The 15064-nt window shown below is 69.0% G+C and carries 12 protein-coding genes; 5 read left to right on the top strand and 7 right to left on the bottom strand.

Annotation, left to right across the window (positions count from 1 at the left end):
- Positions 1 to 282 precede the first annotated feature (282 nt).
- Positions 283 to 1086, bottom strand: coding sequence for a 2,5-didehydrogluconate reductase DkgB (gene dkgB, locus ABIA71_RS06450; RefSeq protein WP_354284060.1), 804 nt, complete (start codon positions 1084 to 1086; stop codon positions 283 to 285).
- Between the two features lie 150 nt (positions 1087 to 1236).
- Positions 1237 to 2451, bottom strand: coding sequence for an MFS transporter (locus ABIA71_RS06445; RefSeq protein WP_128096095.1), 1215 nt, complete (start codon positions 2449 to 2451; stop codon positions 1237 to 1239).
- 126 nt (positions 2452 to 2577) lie between these two features.
- On the opposite strand from ABIA71_RS06445, the gene ABIA71_RS06440 reads away from it, so the two are divergent.
- Complete coding sequence (locus tag ABIA71_RS06440) at positions 2578 to 3480, top strand: LysR substrate-binding domain-containing protein (protein WP_354284058.1); 903 nt, start codon at positions 2578 to 2580, stop codon at positions 3478 to 3480.
- A 72-nt stretch (positions 3481 to 3552) separates the two neighbouring features.
- Here ABIA71_RS06440 and ABIA71_RS06435 read toward each other — a convergent pair whose 3' ends face one another.
- Positions 3553 to 5685 (bottom strand): methyl-accepting chemotaxis protein, encoded by a 2133-nt coding sequence (locus ABIA71_RS06435; protein ID WP_354284056.1) that lies wholly within the window; start codon positions 5683 to 5685, stop codon positions 3553 to 3555.
- Between the two features lie 175 nt (positions 5686 to 5860).
- On the opposite strand from ABIA71_RS06435, the gene ABIA71_RS06430 reads away from it, so the two are divergent.
- Together ABIA71_RS06430 and ABIA71_RS06425 are read left to right on the top strand one after the other, a co-directional pair.
- On the top strand, positions 5861 to 6313 hold the full coding sequence (locus ABIA71_RS06430; protein ID WP_354284054.1) for an Rrf2 family transcriptional regulator: 453 nt from the start codon (positions 5861 to 5863) through the stop codon (positions 6311 to 6313).
- The gene (locus tag ABIA71_RS06425) at positions 6303 to 7205 is read left to right on the top strand and encodes an NAD(P)/FAD-dependent oxidoreductase (protein ID WP_354284052.1); all 903 of its coding nucleotides are present in this window, start codon (positions 6303 to 6305) and stop codon (positions 7203 to 7205) included. The genes ABIA71_RS06430 and ABIA71_RS06425 overlap by 11 nt, the downstream gene beginning before the upstream one ends.
- 40 nt (positions 7206 to 7245) lie before the next feature.
- On the opposite strand, the gene ABIA71_RS06420 is transcribed toward ABIA71_RS06425, so the two are convergent.
- On the bottom strand, positions 7246 to 8466 hold the full coding sequence (locus ABIA71_RS06420) for an RtcB family protein (RefSeq protein ID WP_354284050.1): 1221 nt from the start codon (positions 8464 to 8466) through the stop codon (positions 7246 to 7248).
- Positions 8467 to 9103: 637 nt separating this feature from the next.
- Positions 9104 to 10063, bottom strand: coding sequence for an aldo/keto reductase (locus ABIA71_RS06415; RefSeq protein ID WP_128096089.1), 960 nt, complete (start codon positions 10061 to 10063; stop codon positions 9104 to 9106).
- A 174-nt stretch (positions 10064 to 10237) separates the two neighbouring features.
- Here ABIA71_RS06415 and ABIA71_RS06410 point away from each other — a divergent pair, with 174 nt between their 5' ends.
- Complete coding sequence (locus ABIA71_RS06410; protein ID WP_354284048.1) at positions 10238 to 11092, top strand: class I SAM-dependent methyltransferase; 855 nt, start codon at positions 10238 to 10240, stop codon at positions 11090 to 11092.
- Positions 11093 to 11176: 84 nt separating this feature from the next.
- Positions 11177 to 11716 carry a pseudouridine synthase gene (locus ABIA71_RS06405; protein ID WP_159498334.1) on the top strand — a complete coding sequence of 180 codons (540 nt, stop codon included), beginning with the start codon at positions 11177 to 11179 and terminating at the stop codon, positions 11714 to 11716.
- A gap of 231 nt (positions 11717 to 11947) precedes the next feature.
- Here the strand turns inward: ABIA71_RS06405 and ABIA71_RS06400 are convergent, their stop codons facing one another.
- Together ABIA71_RS06400 and hrpB are read right to left on the bottom strand one after the other, a co-directional pair.
- Positions 11948 to 12337, bottom strand: coding sequence for a hypothetical protein (locus tag ABIA71_RS06400; RefSeq protein WP_038685585.1), 390 nt, complete (start codon positions 12335 to 12337; stop codon positions 11948 to 11950).
- Between the two features lie 162 nt (positions 12338 to 12499).
- A complete protein-coding gene (gene hrpB / locus ABIA71_RS06395; protein ID WP_354284045.1) occupies positions 12500 to 15004 on the bottom strand; it encodes an ATP-dependent helicase HrpB in 2505 nt (834 codons plus the stop codon).
- Between the last annotated feature and the right edge of the window lie 60 nt (positions 15005 to 15064).

Raw genomic sequence — 15064 nt, 5'->3', positions numbered from 1 at the left:
CCTACCGCCGGTTACATCCGGAGGACGGTCAGAAGGTGCGGATGAGCAACACCGGGAAAGCGACCCCGGTAGGGTCGCATCCCGATCGACTGCCGTGAAACGCGCCACGTTCGGTAATGGCATGACCCGCATCGAGGCACGCGCTTCGGCCAGGGTCATGCGTTCGCCGCGCCGATGCACGTGGTCGGCGGTCGATAGGGATCCGACCCTACCGCCGGGGACATCCGGAAGAAGGTCAGCGGGCGCGGATGACCAACGCGAAAACCGACCGTGCCGCCTTGGTCAATCCCAGGCCGGTGCAATGCCGTCCGGGTTGGCGAGCCGCTGGCCGCGGTCCAGCGTGGCGATCTGCGCCATGTCCGCGTCGCTCAGGCGCAGGTCGGCGGCGAGCAGATTGCTGGCCAGGTTTTCGCGCTTGGTGGAGGAGGGGATCACCGCGAAGCCCTGCTGCAGCGCCCACGCCAGCGCGACCTGGGCCGGGGTGGCCTGGTGACGCTCGGCGATCGCCTGGATCACCGGGTCCTTGAGCACTTCGCCATAGGCCAGGCTCATGTAAGCGGTGACGTGGATGCCCTGTTCCTTCAGGAAGGCGATCAGCGCGCGGTTCTGCAGGTAGGGGTGGACTTCGATCTGGTTGGTGGCGATGGCATCGGCACCCAGGATCTCGATGGCCTGGCGGGTCTGGGCGATGGTGAAGTTGGAGATGCCGATCTGGCGGGTCAGGCCCAGCGACTTCGCTTCGGCCAATGCGCCCAGGTACTCGGCCATCGGCACCGCATCCTTGGGCGAGGGCCAGTGGATCAGGGTCAGCTCGACATGGTCGGTGCGCAGCTTGCGCAGGCTCTCGCGCAGGCTGTCCAGCAGGGCGTCGTGGGCGAAGTTGGCGATCCACACCTTGGTGGTCAGGAACAGCGCGTCACGGGCCACGCCGGACTCGGCGATGGCCTGGCCCACTTCGGCCTCGTTGTCGTAGATCTGTGCGGTGTCGACGGCGCGGTAGCCCACGTCCAATGCGTTGCGGACCGAGTCGATGACGGTCTGGCCCTTCAGGCGGAAGGTGCCGAGGCCGAATGCGGGAATGCTCATGGAAACTCCTTCATGGGGATGAGGTGCAGGCTACGCCGTGCACCGTAAAGCGACGTAGAGCCGACCGTTGGTCGGCTGCCGTTGCGTGAAAAAAATCGTAGGGCGACCGTCGTCGGGTAAAGCGAACCGTTGGTCCGCTGCCGGGATCGCTCAGTGCGCGCTCACGGCGATACCTTCGGCGCGGTCGGCCACGCCATCGCGGCGATCCAGGCGGCCGCTCAACGCGGTCAGGCCGAAGGCGCCCATCACCACCAGCGCACCCAGCCACGGGGTGTGCATCAGGCCGAAGTGGTCCACCACCAGCCCGCCCAGCGAGGCGCCGAGCGCGATGCCTACGTTGAACGCGGCGATGTTCAGGCCCGACGCCACGTCGGTGGCCTGCGGGGCGAAGCGCTGCGCCTGCTTGACCACGTACACCTGCAGCCCCGGCACGTTGCCGAACGCCACCGCACCCAGGGCCAGCACGGTCAGCAGCACCAGCCAGGTGTTGTAGGCGGTGAAGGTGAGCACGAACAGCACGGCCGCGAGCAGGGCGAAGATCAGCTTCAGCGCCGGGATCGGACCGCGGCGATCGGCCAGGCGGCCGCCCCACAGGTTGCCGATCGCCACCGACACGCCGTACACCAGCAGCACGCCGCTGACCGCATTGGCCGAAAAACCGGTGACGTCCTGCAGGATCGAAGCCAGGTAGGTGAACGACAGGAAGGTACCGCCGTAGCCGAGCGCAGTGATCGCATACACCAGCAGCAGGCGCGGCTGGGCCAGCACAGACAGCTGCTGGCCGAACGTGGCCGGCTCGCTGCGCTGCAGGTTGCGCGGCACGAACAGCAGGCTGCCGATCAGCGCGATCACGCCGAGCGCGGCCACCGCCAGGAAGGTGGCGCGCCAGCCCAGGTGCTGGCCGATGAAGGTGCCCAGCGGCACGCCGGTGACCAGCGCCACGGTGAGCCCGGTGAACATGATCGCGATCGCGCTGGCGGCCTTTTCCTTGGGCACCACCGAGGTGGCGATGATCGAGCCGATCGAGAAGAACACGCCGTGCGCCAGGCCGGTGAGCACCCGGGCCACGATCAGCGAGCCGTAGCCGGGCGCCATCCAAGCAATCACGTTGCCCAGCGTGAACAGCACCATCAGTGCCACCAGCAGGGTCTTGCGCGGCACCCGGCCGGTGAGCGCGGTGAGCACCGGGGCACCAACCGCCACGCCCAGGGCGTACAGCGAAACCAGCAGGCCGGCCGAGGGCAGGGACACGCCCAGGTCGGCGGCGATGGTCGGGATCAAGCCGACGATGACGAATTCGGTCGTGCCGATGGCGTACGCACCGAGGGTGAGCGCCAGCAGGGCCAAGGGGATACCACGGGACATGACGGTTACCGGTGGGAGGTGAGGCTGCGCAGTCTGCGCGCCGCACTCTTGCCGAAAAAGCGGTCTTCACGCGAATCACTCTTGCCTGATGGTCAATAATGGGCCTCTGCCCGCCGCGTGTCCGCCATGAAAACCACCCTCGACGAAATGCAGGCCTTCATTGCCGTGATCGACAGCGGCTCGATCACCGCCGCCGCCGAAACCCTGGGCCAGACCACCTCCGGGGTGAGCCGCGCGCTGGGCCGGCTGGAGGAGAAGCTGGGCACCACGCTGCTCACCCGCACCACCCGGCGCCTGCAGCTCACCGAAGAAGGCGACGCCTTCCTGGCCCATGCGCGCGCGATCGTGGCGTCGGTGGAGGCGGCCGAAGAACAGCTCGCCGCACGCCGCTCCCGACCGGCGGGGCGGTTGCGCGTGGATGCGGCGATGCCGTTCGTGCTGCACGCGATCGCGCCGCTGGTGGCGGGCTACCGCGCCCGGTATCCGGACGTGGTGCTGGAACTCAACAGCAGCGAACGCTACATCGACCTGCTGGAACGGCGCACCGACGTGGCGATCCGGATCGGGCCGCTGGCCGATTCCACGCTGCATGCGCGGCCGCTGGCCCATAGCCGCCTGCGCGTGCTGGCCAGCCCGGGCTACCTGCAGGAGCACGGCACGCCGGCCAGCGTGGCCGACCTGCGCGCGCACACGCTGCTGGGCTTCAATGAGCCGGACTCGCTCAACCACTGGCCGCTGCCCGGCGACACCGACGCGCTGCTGCATGTGCGCCCGGCGATGGCGGTATCCAGCGGCGAAACGCTGCGCGCGCTGGCCCTGGAAGGGGTGGGCATCGTTTGCCTGTCCGACTTCATGACCCACCGCGATCGCCAGGAGGGCCGTCTGGTGCAGCTGCTGCCGGACCTCACCGTGGAGGTGCGCCAGCCGATCCACGCGGTGTACTACCGCAACACCGCAGTGTCGGCGCGGATCAGCTCGTTCCTGGACCACCTGGCCGCCGCGATGGTGGGCGACCCCTACATCCGGTAGTGCCGGCCGCTGGCCGGCAACCGCACAGCGGCAAGGCGAGGGCGCCGGCCGCTGGCCGGCACCCTCCAGGCCTCACGCGGCGCGCAACGCTGCGGTCGGGCGCGCGCGCCCCGCATCCAGCACGAACACGTCCACCGCGTCGTTCAACGCCACCGCCTGCTCTTCCATGCTGCGTGCCGCCGCCGACGCCTCTTCCACCAGGGCGGCATTCTGCTGGGTGGCTTCGTCCATGTGCACCACGGTCTGGTTGACCTGTTCGATACCGGCCGACTGCTCCTGCGATGCCGCAGCGATCTCGGCCATGATGTCGGTCACCCGCTGCACGCCGGTGACGATCTCGCCCATGGTCTGCCCGGCCTGCTGGACCAGCCGCGCGCCGGTAGCGACATCGCCGACCGAGGCATCGATCAGCGTCTTGATTTCCTTGGCCGCGCCGGCCGAGCGCTGCGCCAGCGTGCGCACTTCGCTGGCCACCACCGCAAAGCCGCGGCCCTGTTCGCCGGCACGCGCGGCCTCCACGGCCGCGTTGAGCGCCAGGATGTTGGTCTGGAACGCGATGCCGTCGATCACCGAAATGATCTCGGCGATCTTCTTCGACGAGGTTTCAATCGCGCCCATGGTCTGCACCACCTCGCCCACCACCGCACCGCCCTGCGAAGCCACCGCGTGCGCGCCGATCGCCAGTTGGTTGGCCTGGCGGGCGTGCTCGGCGTTCTGGCGCACGGTGGAAGTGAGTTCCTCCATCGAGGCGGCGGTTTCTTCCAGGTTGGCGGCCTGCTGTTCGGTGCGCTGGGACAGATCGCTGTTGCCCGCGGCGATTTCGCCGGCGGCGGTCTGGATCGACTGCGCGGCACGCTTGATGTCGCCCACGATGCCGGTGAGCTGGCCGCTGGTGAGGGCCACGTCGTCGCGGATGCGCGCGAACACGCCATGGAACTGCCCGTGCATGCGCGCGCTCAGGTCGCCGCGTGCGATCGCCTGCAACACCGTGGACACCTGGTCCAGGTCGCGCTCGGTGGTCTGCATCAGCTGGTTCAGCCCCCCCACCATGTCGCGGAAATCGTGCTCGTAGCGGGCCTCGTCGCCACGCTGGCTGAAATCGCCGACGGCGGCGGCGGCCGCCAATCGCTTGATCTCCGCATTGATGGCACCCAGGTTGGCCTTGGCCGTATCCAGCGCCTGGGTGATCACCGCCTTCTCGCCGGGCAGGCGTTCCATGTCCTGCGACAGGTCGCCGACCGCGTAGCGGCCCATGATCTCGATGGCGCGCATCTTGACCTGGATGTGCGCTGCCACCAGTGCGTTGCTGTCGCGAACCATCTGGCCGTAGCCGCCGGGGAACGCGCTGTCGTCCATGCGGTAGCTGATCTGGCCGGCCTCGTGGCGTTGGGCCATGGTGGCCTGCGCAGCCAGCACGTCCTTGAGCGTGCGCGTCACCGCCGCCATCGCCTGGCCGAGGCGACCGATTTCGTCGCGGCTGTTGACCTGCACGTTGTGGTCAAGCTCGCCACGCGCCACCGCGCGTGCGGCCGCTTCCACCGCCACCACCGGCGCGATGACTGCGCGCCGCAGCCATACCGCCAACAGGCCCATCAACACCACCGCGGCCACGGCGGTCAGCGCCGCGCACGCCAGCAGCGTGCGCCGCGCCTGTTCGGAACGCGCCTGCACGGCCTGCTCGGCAACCTCGGCGGTCTGGCTGCCCAGCGCGTCCAGCGTGGTGCCCAGCGCGCGGTCCTTGCCGCGCACCAGGGCATCGCCGTCCAGCGGGCTGTAGCCGCTGGCGGCAAACGCGTCGAGCGCGCCGTGGTAGTCCTTTTCAAGCGCCGCGTGCTGGGCCAGGAACTGCGCGGCCAAGCGTGCGGTGCCCGCATCCGCACTGGCCGCCAGGTCCTTGCCCAGCGTGCGGGTCTTGCCGCCCTGGCGGTCGAAGGCGGCCAGGTGGCGCTCACGCAGTGCTGCATCGCTGCCGCGGATCAGGACGTTCTTCCACTCCTGCACCTGCAGCCGGAACTCGCGCTGCAATGCCTCGGCCTGGGTATTGCGGGCCACCTCCGGTGGCACTTCCGTGGACAGGTTCAGCCAGGCCGAACCGAGGCCGGCCAGGGCGCACAGCACCACGATGGCCAAACCGAGCGACAGCGCGCCCAGCAGTTTGAACTGCAGGCTCAAGGCGCGTAGGGGGGCGCCGGACGTCTTGTTCATGGGAATCGAAAGTGAGGGAGGGCGATGCGGTATCGGTTGACGCCGACTGCTTCTTAAGTGAGATGCCGATCACATTTATGTCTCAATTAACAACATGAAGAGCGTGTGACAGGAGGTTGAAACCGTATGGAAGTCCCCGCTGGACACGGCTTCTATTTGTAACTATGGTTGTTACATGAAATCGAGCAACCAGTTCTCCGACGCCCTGCACGTGATGGCCCACCTGGTCGGACAGGACGGCCCGCGCACCTCCGAACAGCTGGCCACCTGCCTGCCCACCCACCCCGTGGTGATCCGCCGCCTGCTTGCAGCGCTGCAGAAGGGCGGGCTGGTGACCAGCGTGCGCGGCCATGGCGGCGGCAGCCAGCTGGCCCGGGCACCGGCGCAGATCACCCTGCATGACGTCTACGTGGCGATCGGCGCGCCGGCACTGCTGCATACCGGCGCCCGCGAAACCGGGCGCGGCTGCCCGGTGCAGCAGGTGGTCAACGACGCGCTCGATGACAGCTACCGCCAGGCCCAGGCCCTGCTTGAGCAGCGCCTGCGCGGCACCACCCTGGCCACCCTCGGCGAGGCCTTCGCCCGTCACCTGGCCCACCATGCAGCAGCAGTTCCCCATGACCTTTGATGCGATTGTGGTCGGCGGCAGTTTCGCCGGCCTGTCCGCCGCCCTGATCCTGGCGCGTGCGCGCCGCGACGTGCTGGTGATCGACAGTGGCCTGCCGCGCAACCGCTTTGCCGCGCATTCGCACGGCGTGCTTGGGCAGGACGGCATCGCCGGCGCCGAGCTGCTACGCAACGCCAAGGCGCAGTTGCTGGACTACCCCACCGTGCGCTGGATCAGCGACACCGTCACCACGGCCCATGCCACAGTCGATGGCTTCGTGGTGGCTACCGCGGGCAACGAGACCTGGGCCACGCGCAAACTGCTGCTGGCCACCGGCATCCGCGACGAGCTGCCCGACCTGCCTGGCCTGGCCGAGCGCTGGGGCCACAGCGTGGTGCACTGCCCGTATTGCCATGGCTATGAGATCGGTGGGGGCGCGATCGGCTTGCTCGGCGGGCACGAGAAGTCCGTCACCATGGCCGCCCTGCTTGCCGATTGGGGCCAGATCACCCTGTTCGCGCACGGCATGGCGCTGACAGCGGAGGAACTGGCCGCCCTGCAGCGTCGCGGCGTGAGCATCGAGCACGAGGCGGTGGTTGGCCTGGAGGGCGAGGCGCCCGCGTTGAGCGCTGCGCTGCTCGCCGATGGCCGCCGGGTGGAACTGCGCGCGTTGTTTGTCACCGCGCGTCAGCAGATGGCTACGCCGCTGGTCCAACAGCTCGGCTGCGCGCTGGAGGACAGCCCGGTGGGCGTGCTTGTGCAGGTCGATGCGGGCAAGCAGACCAGCGTGCCCGGCATCTACGCGGCCGGCGACGCGACGCTGGTGGGCAACATCAGCCTGGCCAGCGCCGAAGGTGTGCGCGCGGGCGTGAGCCTGCACCACGCGCTGGTGGCCGAAGACAGCGCGGCCTGACAGACGCGCGGCGACCCGTCGATGGCCGCCGCGCTCCGCCTCAGCCCTTGATGCAGACCACCTGGCGCAGCGTGTGCACCACCTCCACCAGATCGCGCTGCGCCGCCATGACCGCGTCGATCGACTTGTATGCCGCGGGTGATTCATCGATCACCGCCGCATCCTTGCGGCATTCCACGTGCGCGGTCGCCTCGCGGTGCTGGGCCAGGGTGATCTGCTGGCGCGCGGCGCTGCGGCTCATCACGCGTCCGGCTCCATGGCTGCAGCTGTGGAAGCTTTCGGCATTGCCCTTGCCACGCACGATATAGCTGCGCGTGCCCATGCTGCCCGGGATGATCCCCAGTTCGCCGGCGCGCGCGCTGACCGCACCCTTGCGGGTCACCAGCAGTTCCTCGCCTCCGTGGGTCTCGGTCTGCACATAGTTGTGGTGGCAGTTCACCGCCAGCTTCTCCAACTGGAACTTCGGCAGCCGCACGCGCATCTCGGCCAGCACCCGCGCCATCATCGCCTCGCGGTTCTCGCGGGCGTAGTCCTGCGCCCATGACACGGCCTGCACATAGTCATCGAACAACGGCTCGCCCTGCATGAAGAAGGCCAGGTCCTTGTCCGGCAGGTGGAAGCCGAGCACGCGCCGGGCCAACTGCTCGCGCGCCTGCTCGATGAAGTAGGTGCCGATCAGGTTGCCGGTACCGCGCGAGCCGCTGTGCAGCATCACCCACACCGCCCCGGTTTCATCCAGGCAGATCTCGATGAAGTGGTTGCCGCCGCCGAGCGTGCCGATCTGGCAGGCCAGCTTGTCGGTGCGCACGCGCCGGTGCCGCTGCTTGATGGCATCCAGCCGCTCGACCAGCCCGGAACGCACGATCCGGCTGTGGATGCTGTCCGGCAGCTGCCGGTGTTCGCCGCCGCGGCCATTGCCGACCGGCACGCTGCGCTCGATGTCGCTGCGCAGCCGGGCCAGGTTGTCGGGCAGGTCCTCGGCGCGCAGCGTGGTGCGTACCGCCGCCATGCCGCAGCCGATGTCGACACCGACCGCGGCCGGAATGATCGCGCCGCGGGTGGGAATCACCGAGCCCACGGTGGCCCCTTTGCCTACGTGCACGTCCGGCATCACCGCCACCCAAGGGCCGACGAACGGCACCGCGGCGATGTTGCGCAACTGCGCCTGGGCCAGTTCGTCCACGGGCACGCCGCGTACCCACCCCTTGATGGGGGTGGTGCCTTCGGCGTGCAGAAATTCGAACGTGGATGCTATGTTCATGGTCATTCATTCCATTGAGTGGCGGCGCCAGATAATCGCTGGACACGGGCCAGGCAGTGCCGGGTAAACCGGCACGGATAATAAAAAAGACATCATCTCCCGCTGCCCGTGCCCCACACCTGGGCACAGCGCTTTCGCGCCTCTTGGCAACACGTCCGTGTGGTCAGGCACTCCTTGCCCGGGTGTGGACGATGGAAGATCACGTCATGTGATCGAAAGGTGGGCGACGCCAACGCAAACGAAAACGCCCCCGGATGCAGCATCCGAGGGCGTTGGCGTGCCTCGGAGATCGGTGACCGATCTCCGTGCGGGAAGATCAGTCGATGGTCAGCGCGTCGGCCTTGCCCGCAACGTCGCACGGACGCAGCGCGGTGGTCGCGCGGTGCAGTCGGTTGGCGATGGCGGAGAAACGAAGGGGCATGACGGGCTCGGTTGGGTGGAAAGGGTGCCGCAGGCTGCGGCGATGGGCGCGAACATTACCCGGGTTTGTTTCAAGCTGCAAGCGGAATATGGAATCCGTACATTATGTCGGCCGAATGCGACGTCGGGTGTTGCATCCCACCCATGCATGCGGGAATGACGGAAACGACGCAGCCGCCTCGCGGCGGCTGCGTGTTCGACACGTGGGCCAGCGGGCTCAGCCCTGCTCGGCGCTGGCCGCATCCAGCTGCGCCACATCCTCGGCCGACAGCGCCACCTGCGCGGCCGCCAGCACATCCTTCAGCTGCGCAACACTAGTGGCGCTGACGATCGGCGCGGTAATGCCGGGCCGCGCGATCAGCCAGGCCAGAGCGACCTGCGACGCACTGGCACCGTGCGCGCTGGCGATGTCGTCCAGCGCGGTCAGGATGCGCAGGCCGCGCGGGTTGAGGTACTTGTCCACCACGCTCTTGCCGCGCGCGCTGCTCTTGTCCGCATCGGCGGCGCTGCGGTACTTGCCGCTCAGGAAGCCGCTGGCCAGCGAGTAGTAGCTGATCACGCCGATGCCCTGGTCGCGTACCAGCGGTTCCAGTTCCGCCTCGTAACCGGCGCGGTCGTACAGGTTGTACTCCGGCTGCAACGTTTCGTACCGCGGCAGCGCGTAGTCCGCCGACACCGCAAGGGCATCGCGCAGGCGGCTGGCGCTGTAGTTGGACGCGCCGATGGCGCGCACCTTGCCCTGTTCGATCAGGCGGCCGAACGCGGCCAGGGTGGTTTCCAGCGGCGTGGATTCGTCGTCTTCGTGGGCCTGGTACAGATCGATCACGTCGGTCTGCAGGCGGCGCAGTGAATCTTCCACCGCTGCCGCGATGTTGTCGGCCGACAGGCCCGGGCGCTCGGCCCACTTGGCGACCTTGGTGGCCAGCACCACCTTGTCGCGCTTGCCGCTGTGCTTGAACCAGCGGCCCAGGATGGTTTCCGATTCGCCGCCGCTGTTGCCCGGCACCCAGGCCGAATACGCATCGGCGGTATCCACCAGGTTGAAGCCGGCGTCGACGAAGGCATCCAGCAGCGCGAACGAGGTTTTCTCGTCGGCGCTCCAGCCGAAGACGTTGCCGCCGAAGGCAATGGGTTGCACAGTCAGGCCGGAGCGGCCGAGTTCGCGCGATGCAGTCATGGGAGAGGTGCTCCTGTGGAAATCCAATGCATCAGCATAGTTCCGCGGCCATGACAGCGCTGCGGCGGCTGCCACAAAACAGTGTTCCGCCGTGCTGCATCGCACTAACGTTTTGTGAACACCTTGCGCATCGCGGCTGCTAGTCTCGCCGCATCCCGCCACCGGAAGACGCCGATGAAAACCCGCTCGCTGACCACTGCCTGCCTGTTCACCTTGTCCACGCTGCTGCTCTCCGCCCCGGCCCTGGCCACCAAGCCGGCCGGCCCCAATGCACAGATCGCGATCACCCCGGCGGTTCAGACGGCGGTGCAGGGCGACTGGCGCGATCCGGCCAACGTCAAGCGCGATGCGTGGCGGCATCCGGCACAGACGCTGTCGTTCTTCGGCGTGGCACCGGGCAAGACCGTCATCGAGATCACCCCGGGCGGCGGCTGGTACTCGGAAATCCTGGGCCCGCTGCTGCGCGACAAGGGCAGCTATGTCGCCGCGGTGGTCGATCCGATGGCGGTGCCCGAAGGCCGCGGCCGCGACTACCAGCAGCGCAGCCGCGACAGCCTGCAGAAGAAATTCGCCGACAACGCCGCGCTGTACGGCAAGACCCAGGTGGTGGCCTACAACCCGACCGCGCCGCAGTTCGGTGCGGACAACTCGGCCGACGTGGTGCTGACATTCCGCAACGTGCACAACTGGCGCAGCGCCAACCAGGCCGAGGGCATGTTCCAGGGCTTCTACAAGGTGCTCAAGCCCGGTGGCGTGCTGGGTGTGGTCGAACACCGCGCCAAGGCCGATGTGCCGGCCGATGACAAGAGCGGGTACGTGGGCCAGAAGCAGGTGATCGCGATGGCTGAAGCCGCCGGCTTCAGGCTGGCCGGCAGCAGCGAGATCAACGCCAACTCGCGCGACACCAAGGACCACCCGAACGGGGTGTGGACCCTGCCGCCGACCAACCAGCACGACAAGGCCGACGATGCGAAATACCAGGCCATCGGCGAAAGCGACCGCATGACCCTGCGCTTCGTGAAGCCCTGACCCACAGCGCCCGTTGCGGGTCGCCATGCATCACAGACAAGCGGGGGATGGGACAATCGCCCGTCCCCCGCTGTTGTTTCCACCATGCTGATCGCCTTCAACAAACCCTTCAACGTGCTGTGCCAGTTCACCGACCGCAGCCAGCCGCCGCGCGCGACGCTGGCCGGCTTCGGGCTGCCGCCAGCGGTGTATGCGGCCGGGCGGCTGGACTACGACAGCGAAGGCCTGCTGCTGCTCACCGATGACGGTGGCCTGGCGCACACCCTCACCGACCCGCGCCACAAGGCCGACAAGACCTACTGGGTGCAGGTGGAAGGCACGCCCAGCGACGCGCAGCTGCAGGCCCTGCGTGATGGCGTGCAGCTCAACGACGGCCCGACCCTGCCGGCCAAGATCGAACGCCTCGACCCCGCACCCGCGCTATGGGCGCGTGACCCACCGGTGCGCTTCCGCAAGACCGTGCCCGACAGCTGGCTGGCCGTCACCCTGCGCGAAGGCCGCAACCGCCAGGTACGGCGGATGACCGCGGCCGTGGGACTGCCCACGCTGCGCCTGGTGCGCGCCTCCATGGGCCCGCACGCGCTGGGCGACCTGCAACCGGGCCAGTGGCGCCAGATCGGATAACACCGCGCAAGACTGGCTGCCCGAGATACCGACCCCGATCGCCCGCACGCATCCCACCCCGGGTAGAGCCACCCCATGGGTGGCTGCACGCAATGTCGGACGACACGTATCGCGGTAGGTACCAAGGGTTGGTTGGTACGCATGCTCGCCACGCAGGCGGCAGAACCACCAAAAAAAAACCGCCGGACAAGGCCGGCGGCTTCGATACACCTGCGGTAACGCCTCAGCAGATCAGGCGTCGCTGCCGATATCGCTGTGCTCATCGACCACGGTGCTGGTGCGGCGGTTGCGGGCGCTGATGCGCTGCGCCTGGCCGTCCACCACGCCACCATTGGCCAGCTTCTTCTTCTGCTGCTTGCGGTACAGCGCGTAGCCCAGCAGGCCCACGCCCACCGCAGCGGCGGCGATGGTCACGGCCGGATTGCGGCGGACCACCTTTGCGGCCACCTTGCTGCCGGTCTTCACCGCGCCCAGCGCGGCACCGGTCTTGATCCAGTCCGTGGCCTGCGGGCCAAGGTGACGCAGGCTGCCACCGGCATGCTTCAGGCCGTCACCCGCGCTGCTTGCCAGGTCCAGGGCGCGCTCAAGGGCGCGGTCGGTAATCACAGTCAGTCTGCTCATGGGGGTTCCTTTGCCTCGGTTCTGATCCAGTGTGGCGCGCGGGCCGTGTAGGGCGTGTTAGCCACCTGCCACGGCCGGATCACGACTGTAGCGGCTTGCCCGCGCCGTTGCAGTGCGGCGCGATGACGCGGTCAGCCGGCAGCCATGAATGCGACAGCCGCGTTACGTCCCGCGCGGCTTGGCCCGGTGCGTGGCGGTCGCCGTCCACGGGTCGTCCGGCCACGGGTGCCTGGGATAGCGGCCCTTCATCTCCTTCTTGACCTCGGCGTAGGTGTTGGCCCAGAAGTTGCGCAGGTCCTGGGTGACCTGCAGGGGGCGGCCGCCGGGCGAGAGCAGGTGCAGGGTGAGCGGCACGCGGCCATCGGCGATGCGCGGGGTGTCGGCCAGCCCGAACAGTTCCTGCAGCTTCACCGCCAGCACCGGCCCCTGCGGGGACACGCCATCGGCGTCCACCGCGTAGTGAATCGGCCGCTCCATGCCCGACGGCACCGCCATGCGCACCGGCGCGTGCCGATCGATCAGCTGCCGCTGCGCCCACGGCAGCGGCGACTTCAGGGCCTCGCCCAGGCTGGCTTCGTCCAGCGCATCCAGCCGCGTCTTGCCGGTGAACGCGGGCGTCAGCCACTGTGGCAGCGTCGCCATCAGCGCTGCATCGGACACGTCCGGCAGGTCCAGCTCGGGCATCCATGCACGCAGCGCCAGCGCCCGTGCCTGCCATTGGCGCAGGCCGTCGGTCCACGGCAGCGCGTCGATGCCCAGCTCGGCCACGGCCTCGGTCAGCGCCCGCGCGGCATGCGCCGGATCCACGCGCCCGGCCGAGCGGCTGTCCAGCACGATGCGGTCGAAACGGGTTTCGCGGCGCGCTACCAGCGCACGCTTGTCGCCGTCCCAGCGCACCACGTCCTGCTGGGTGAAGCGGGTGGGGAAATCGCGGCGCAGCCGGTTTTCATCGACCGGCGCGGCGCGCAGCAGCAACGCATCACGCGCCTCATAGCGCAGTTCCACCGCCACCAGCCACGGTTCCCCACGCAGATCACTGGGATCGAACAGGCGCGCACTGCGCCCGTTGGCCAGCAGGTAGCGCAGCGGATCGGTGGGGTGGCGCGCGGCGATGCGGTCGGGGAAGGCGTGGGCCAGCAGGTCGCCAAGCTGGTGTGCCTCCACCGACGTGGGCGGTGCGGCGTCACAGCGCAGGCGTCGTCGCCACTGCGTGCTGGCGGCATCGATGGTGGCCAGCCCACCGCGGTTGGCATCGTGCGGCGCGCGCCCCTGGCGGAACGCGGCCAAGGCGCGCCACCGCGCGGCCAGTGCGTCGCCGCCGTGGCGCAGCGGGTCGCGTGCTTCCACCAGCGCGGCCAGGTCGCACGCCAGCGCCTGCTCGCTGCCGCCGTGGGCGGCCAGCAGCATCGCCGCCAGCCGCGGGTGGGTGCCCAGGGTGAGCATGCGCCGGCCCAGCGCGGTCAGCCCGCCGCTGTCGCTCATCGCACCCAGCCGCTGCAGCAGCTCGCGCGCGGCGGCCAGTGCGCCCACCGGTGGCGGGTCGACGAAGCGCAGGTCATCGCTGCCCCACGCGGCCAGTTCCAATGCCAGCGACGTCAATTCCACCTGCGCCATCTCCGGCCGGCGCTGGGCCTCCAGCCGCTGCGACTGCGGCCACAGCCGCCACGCCCAGCCATCGGCCACACGCCCGGCACGCCCGGCGCGCTGGTCGGCCGACGCCTGCGCGATGCTCACCACGTCCAGCCGTGCGAAGCCGCTGTTGGGGTCGTAACGCGGCTCGCGCGCCAACCCGGCATCGATCACCACGCGCACCCCCGGCAACGTGACCGAGGATTCGGCCACGTTGGTGGCCAGCACCACGCGGCGCTGGCCCTGCGGGTCGGGTTGCAGCACGCGCGATTGCTGCTCCACCGGCAGCTCGCCGTGCAGCGGCAGCACTTGGACCGTGGCCGGCACCGCCTGCTCCAGCGCGGCCTGGGTGCGCGCAATCTCGCGCTGGCCCGGCAGGAACACCAGTACATCGCCGGGATGCTCGGCCAGCGCCTGTTCCACCGCGCGCCGCGCCTGGGCTTCCAGCGATTCTTCGCGACGGGCGGGGAAATGGCTGATCGCCACCGGAAAGCTGCGGCCCTCGCTGCTCAGCCGGGGCGCGTCGAGAAACTGCGCCAGCCGCTCGCCATCCAGCGTGGCCGACATCACCACGATGCGCAGGTCCTCGCGCAGCTGCGCCTGCACGTCCAGCGCCAGTGCAAGGCCGAGATCGGCGGCCAGGTGGCGTTCGTGGAACTCATCGAACAGCAGCGCGCCCACGCCGTCGAGCATCGGGTCGTCCTGCAGCATCCGGGTCAGGATGCCTTCGGTGACCACTTCGACGCGGGTGCGGGCCGACACCTTGTTCTCGAAACGGATGCGGTAGCCGACGGTGTCGCCCACCGCTTCGCCCAGCTGCCGCGCCATGAACTGCGCAGCGCTGCGCGCGGCCACCCGGCGCGGTTCCAGCATGATGATCCTGCGGCCTTGCAGCCACGGCGCGTCGAGCAGGGCCAATGGCACCTGGGTGGTCTTGCCGGCGCCCGGCGGCGCTTCCAGCACCAGGCGTGCGTGCCCGGCCAGGTGGTCGAGGATCTGCGGCAGCAGCGGGGAGATTGGAAAAATCGGGGCAGTCATGGCGCAAGGATACGGGCTCGCTGGCAGGGATGTTTGGCGTGCGTGGGCAGCTGTGCTCTC

This window comes from Stenotrophomonas sp. 2619 (genome assembly GCF_040548725.1).
Taxonomy (GTDB): domain Bacteria; phylum Pseudomonadota; class Gammaproteobacteria; order Xanthomonadales; family Xanthomonadaceae; genus Stenotrophomonas; species Stenotrophomonas maltophilia_AP.
This window is presented reverse-complemented; position numbering and strand designations above follow the sequence as displayed.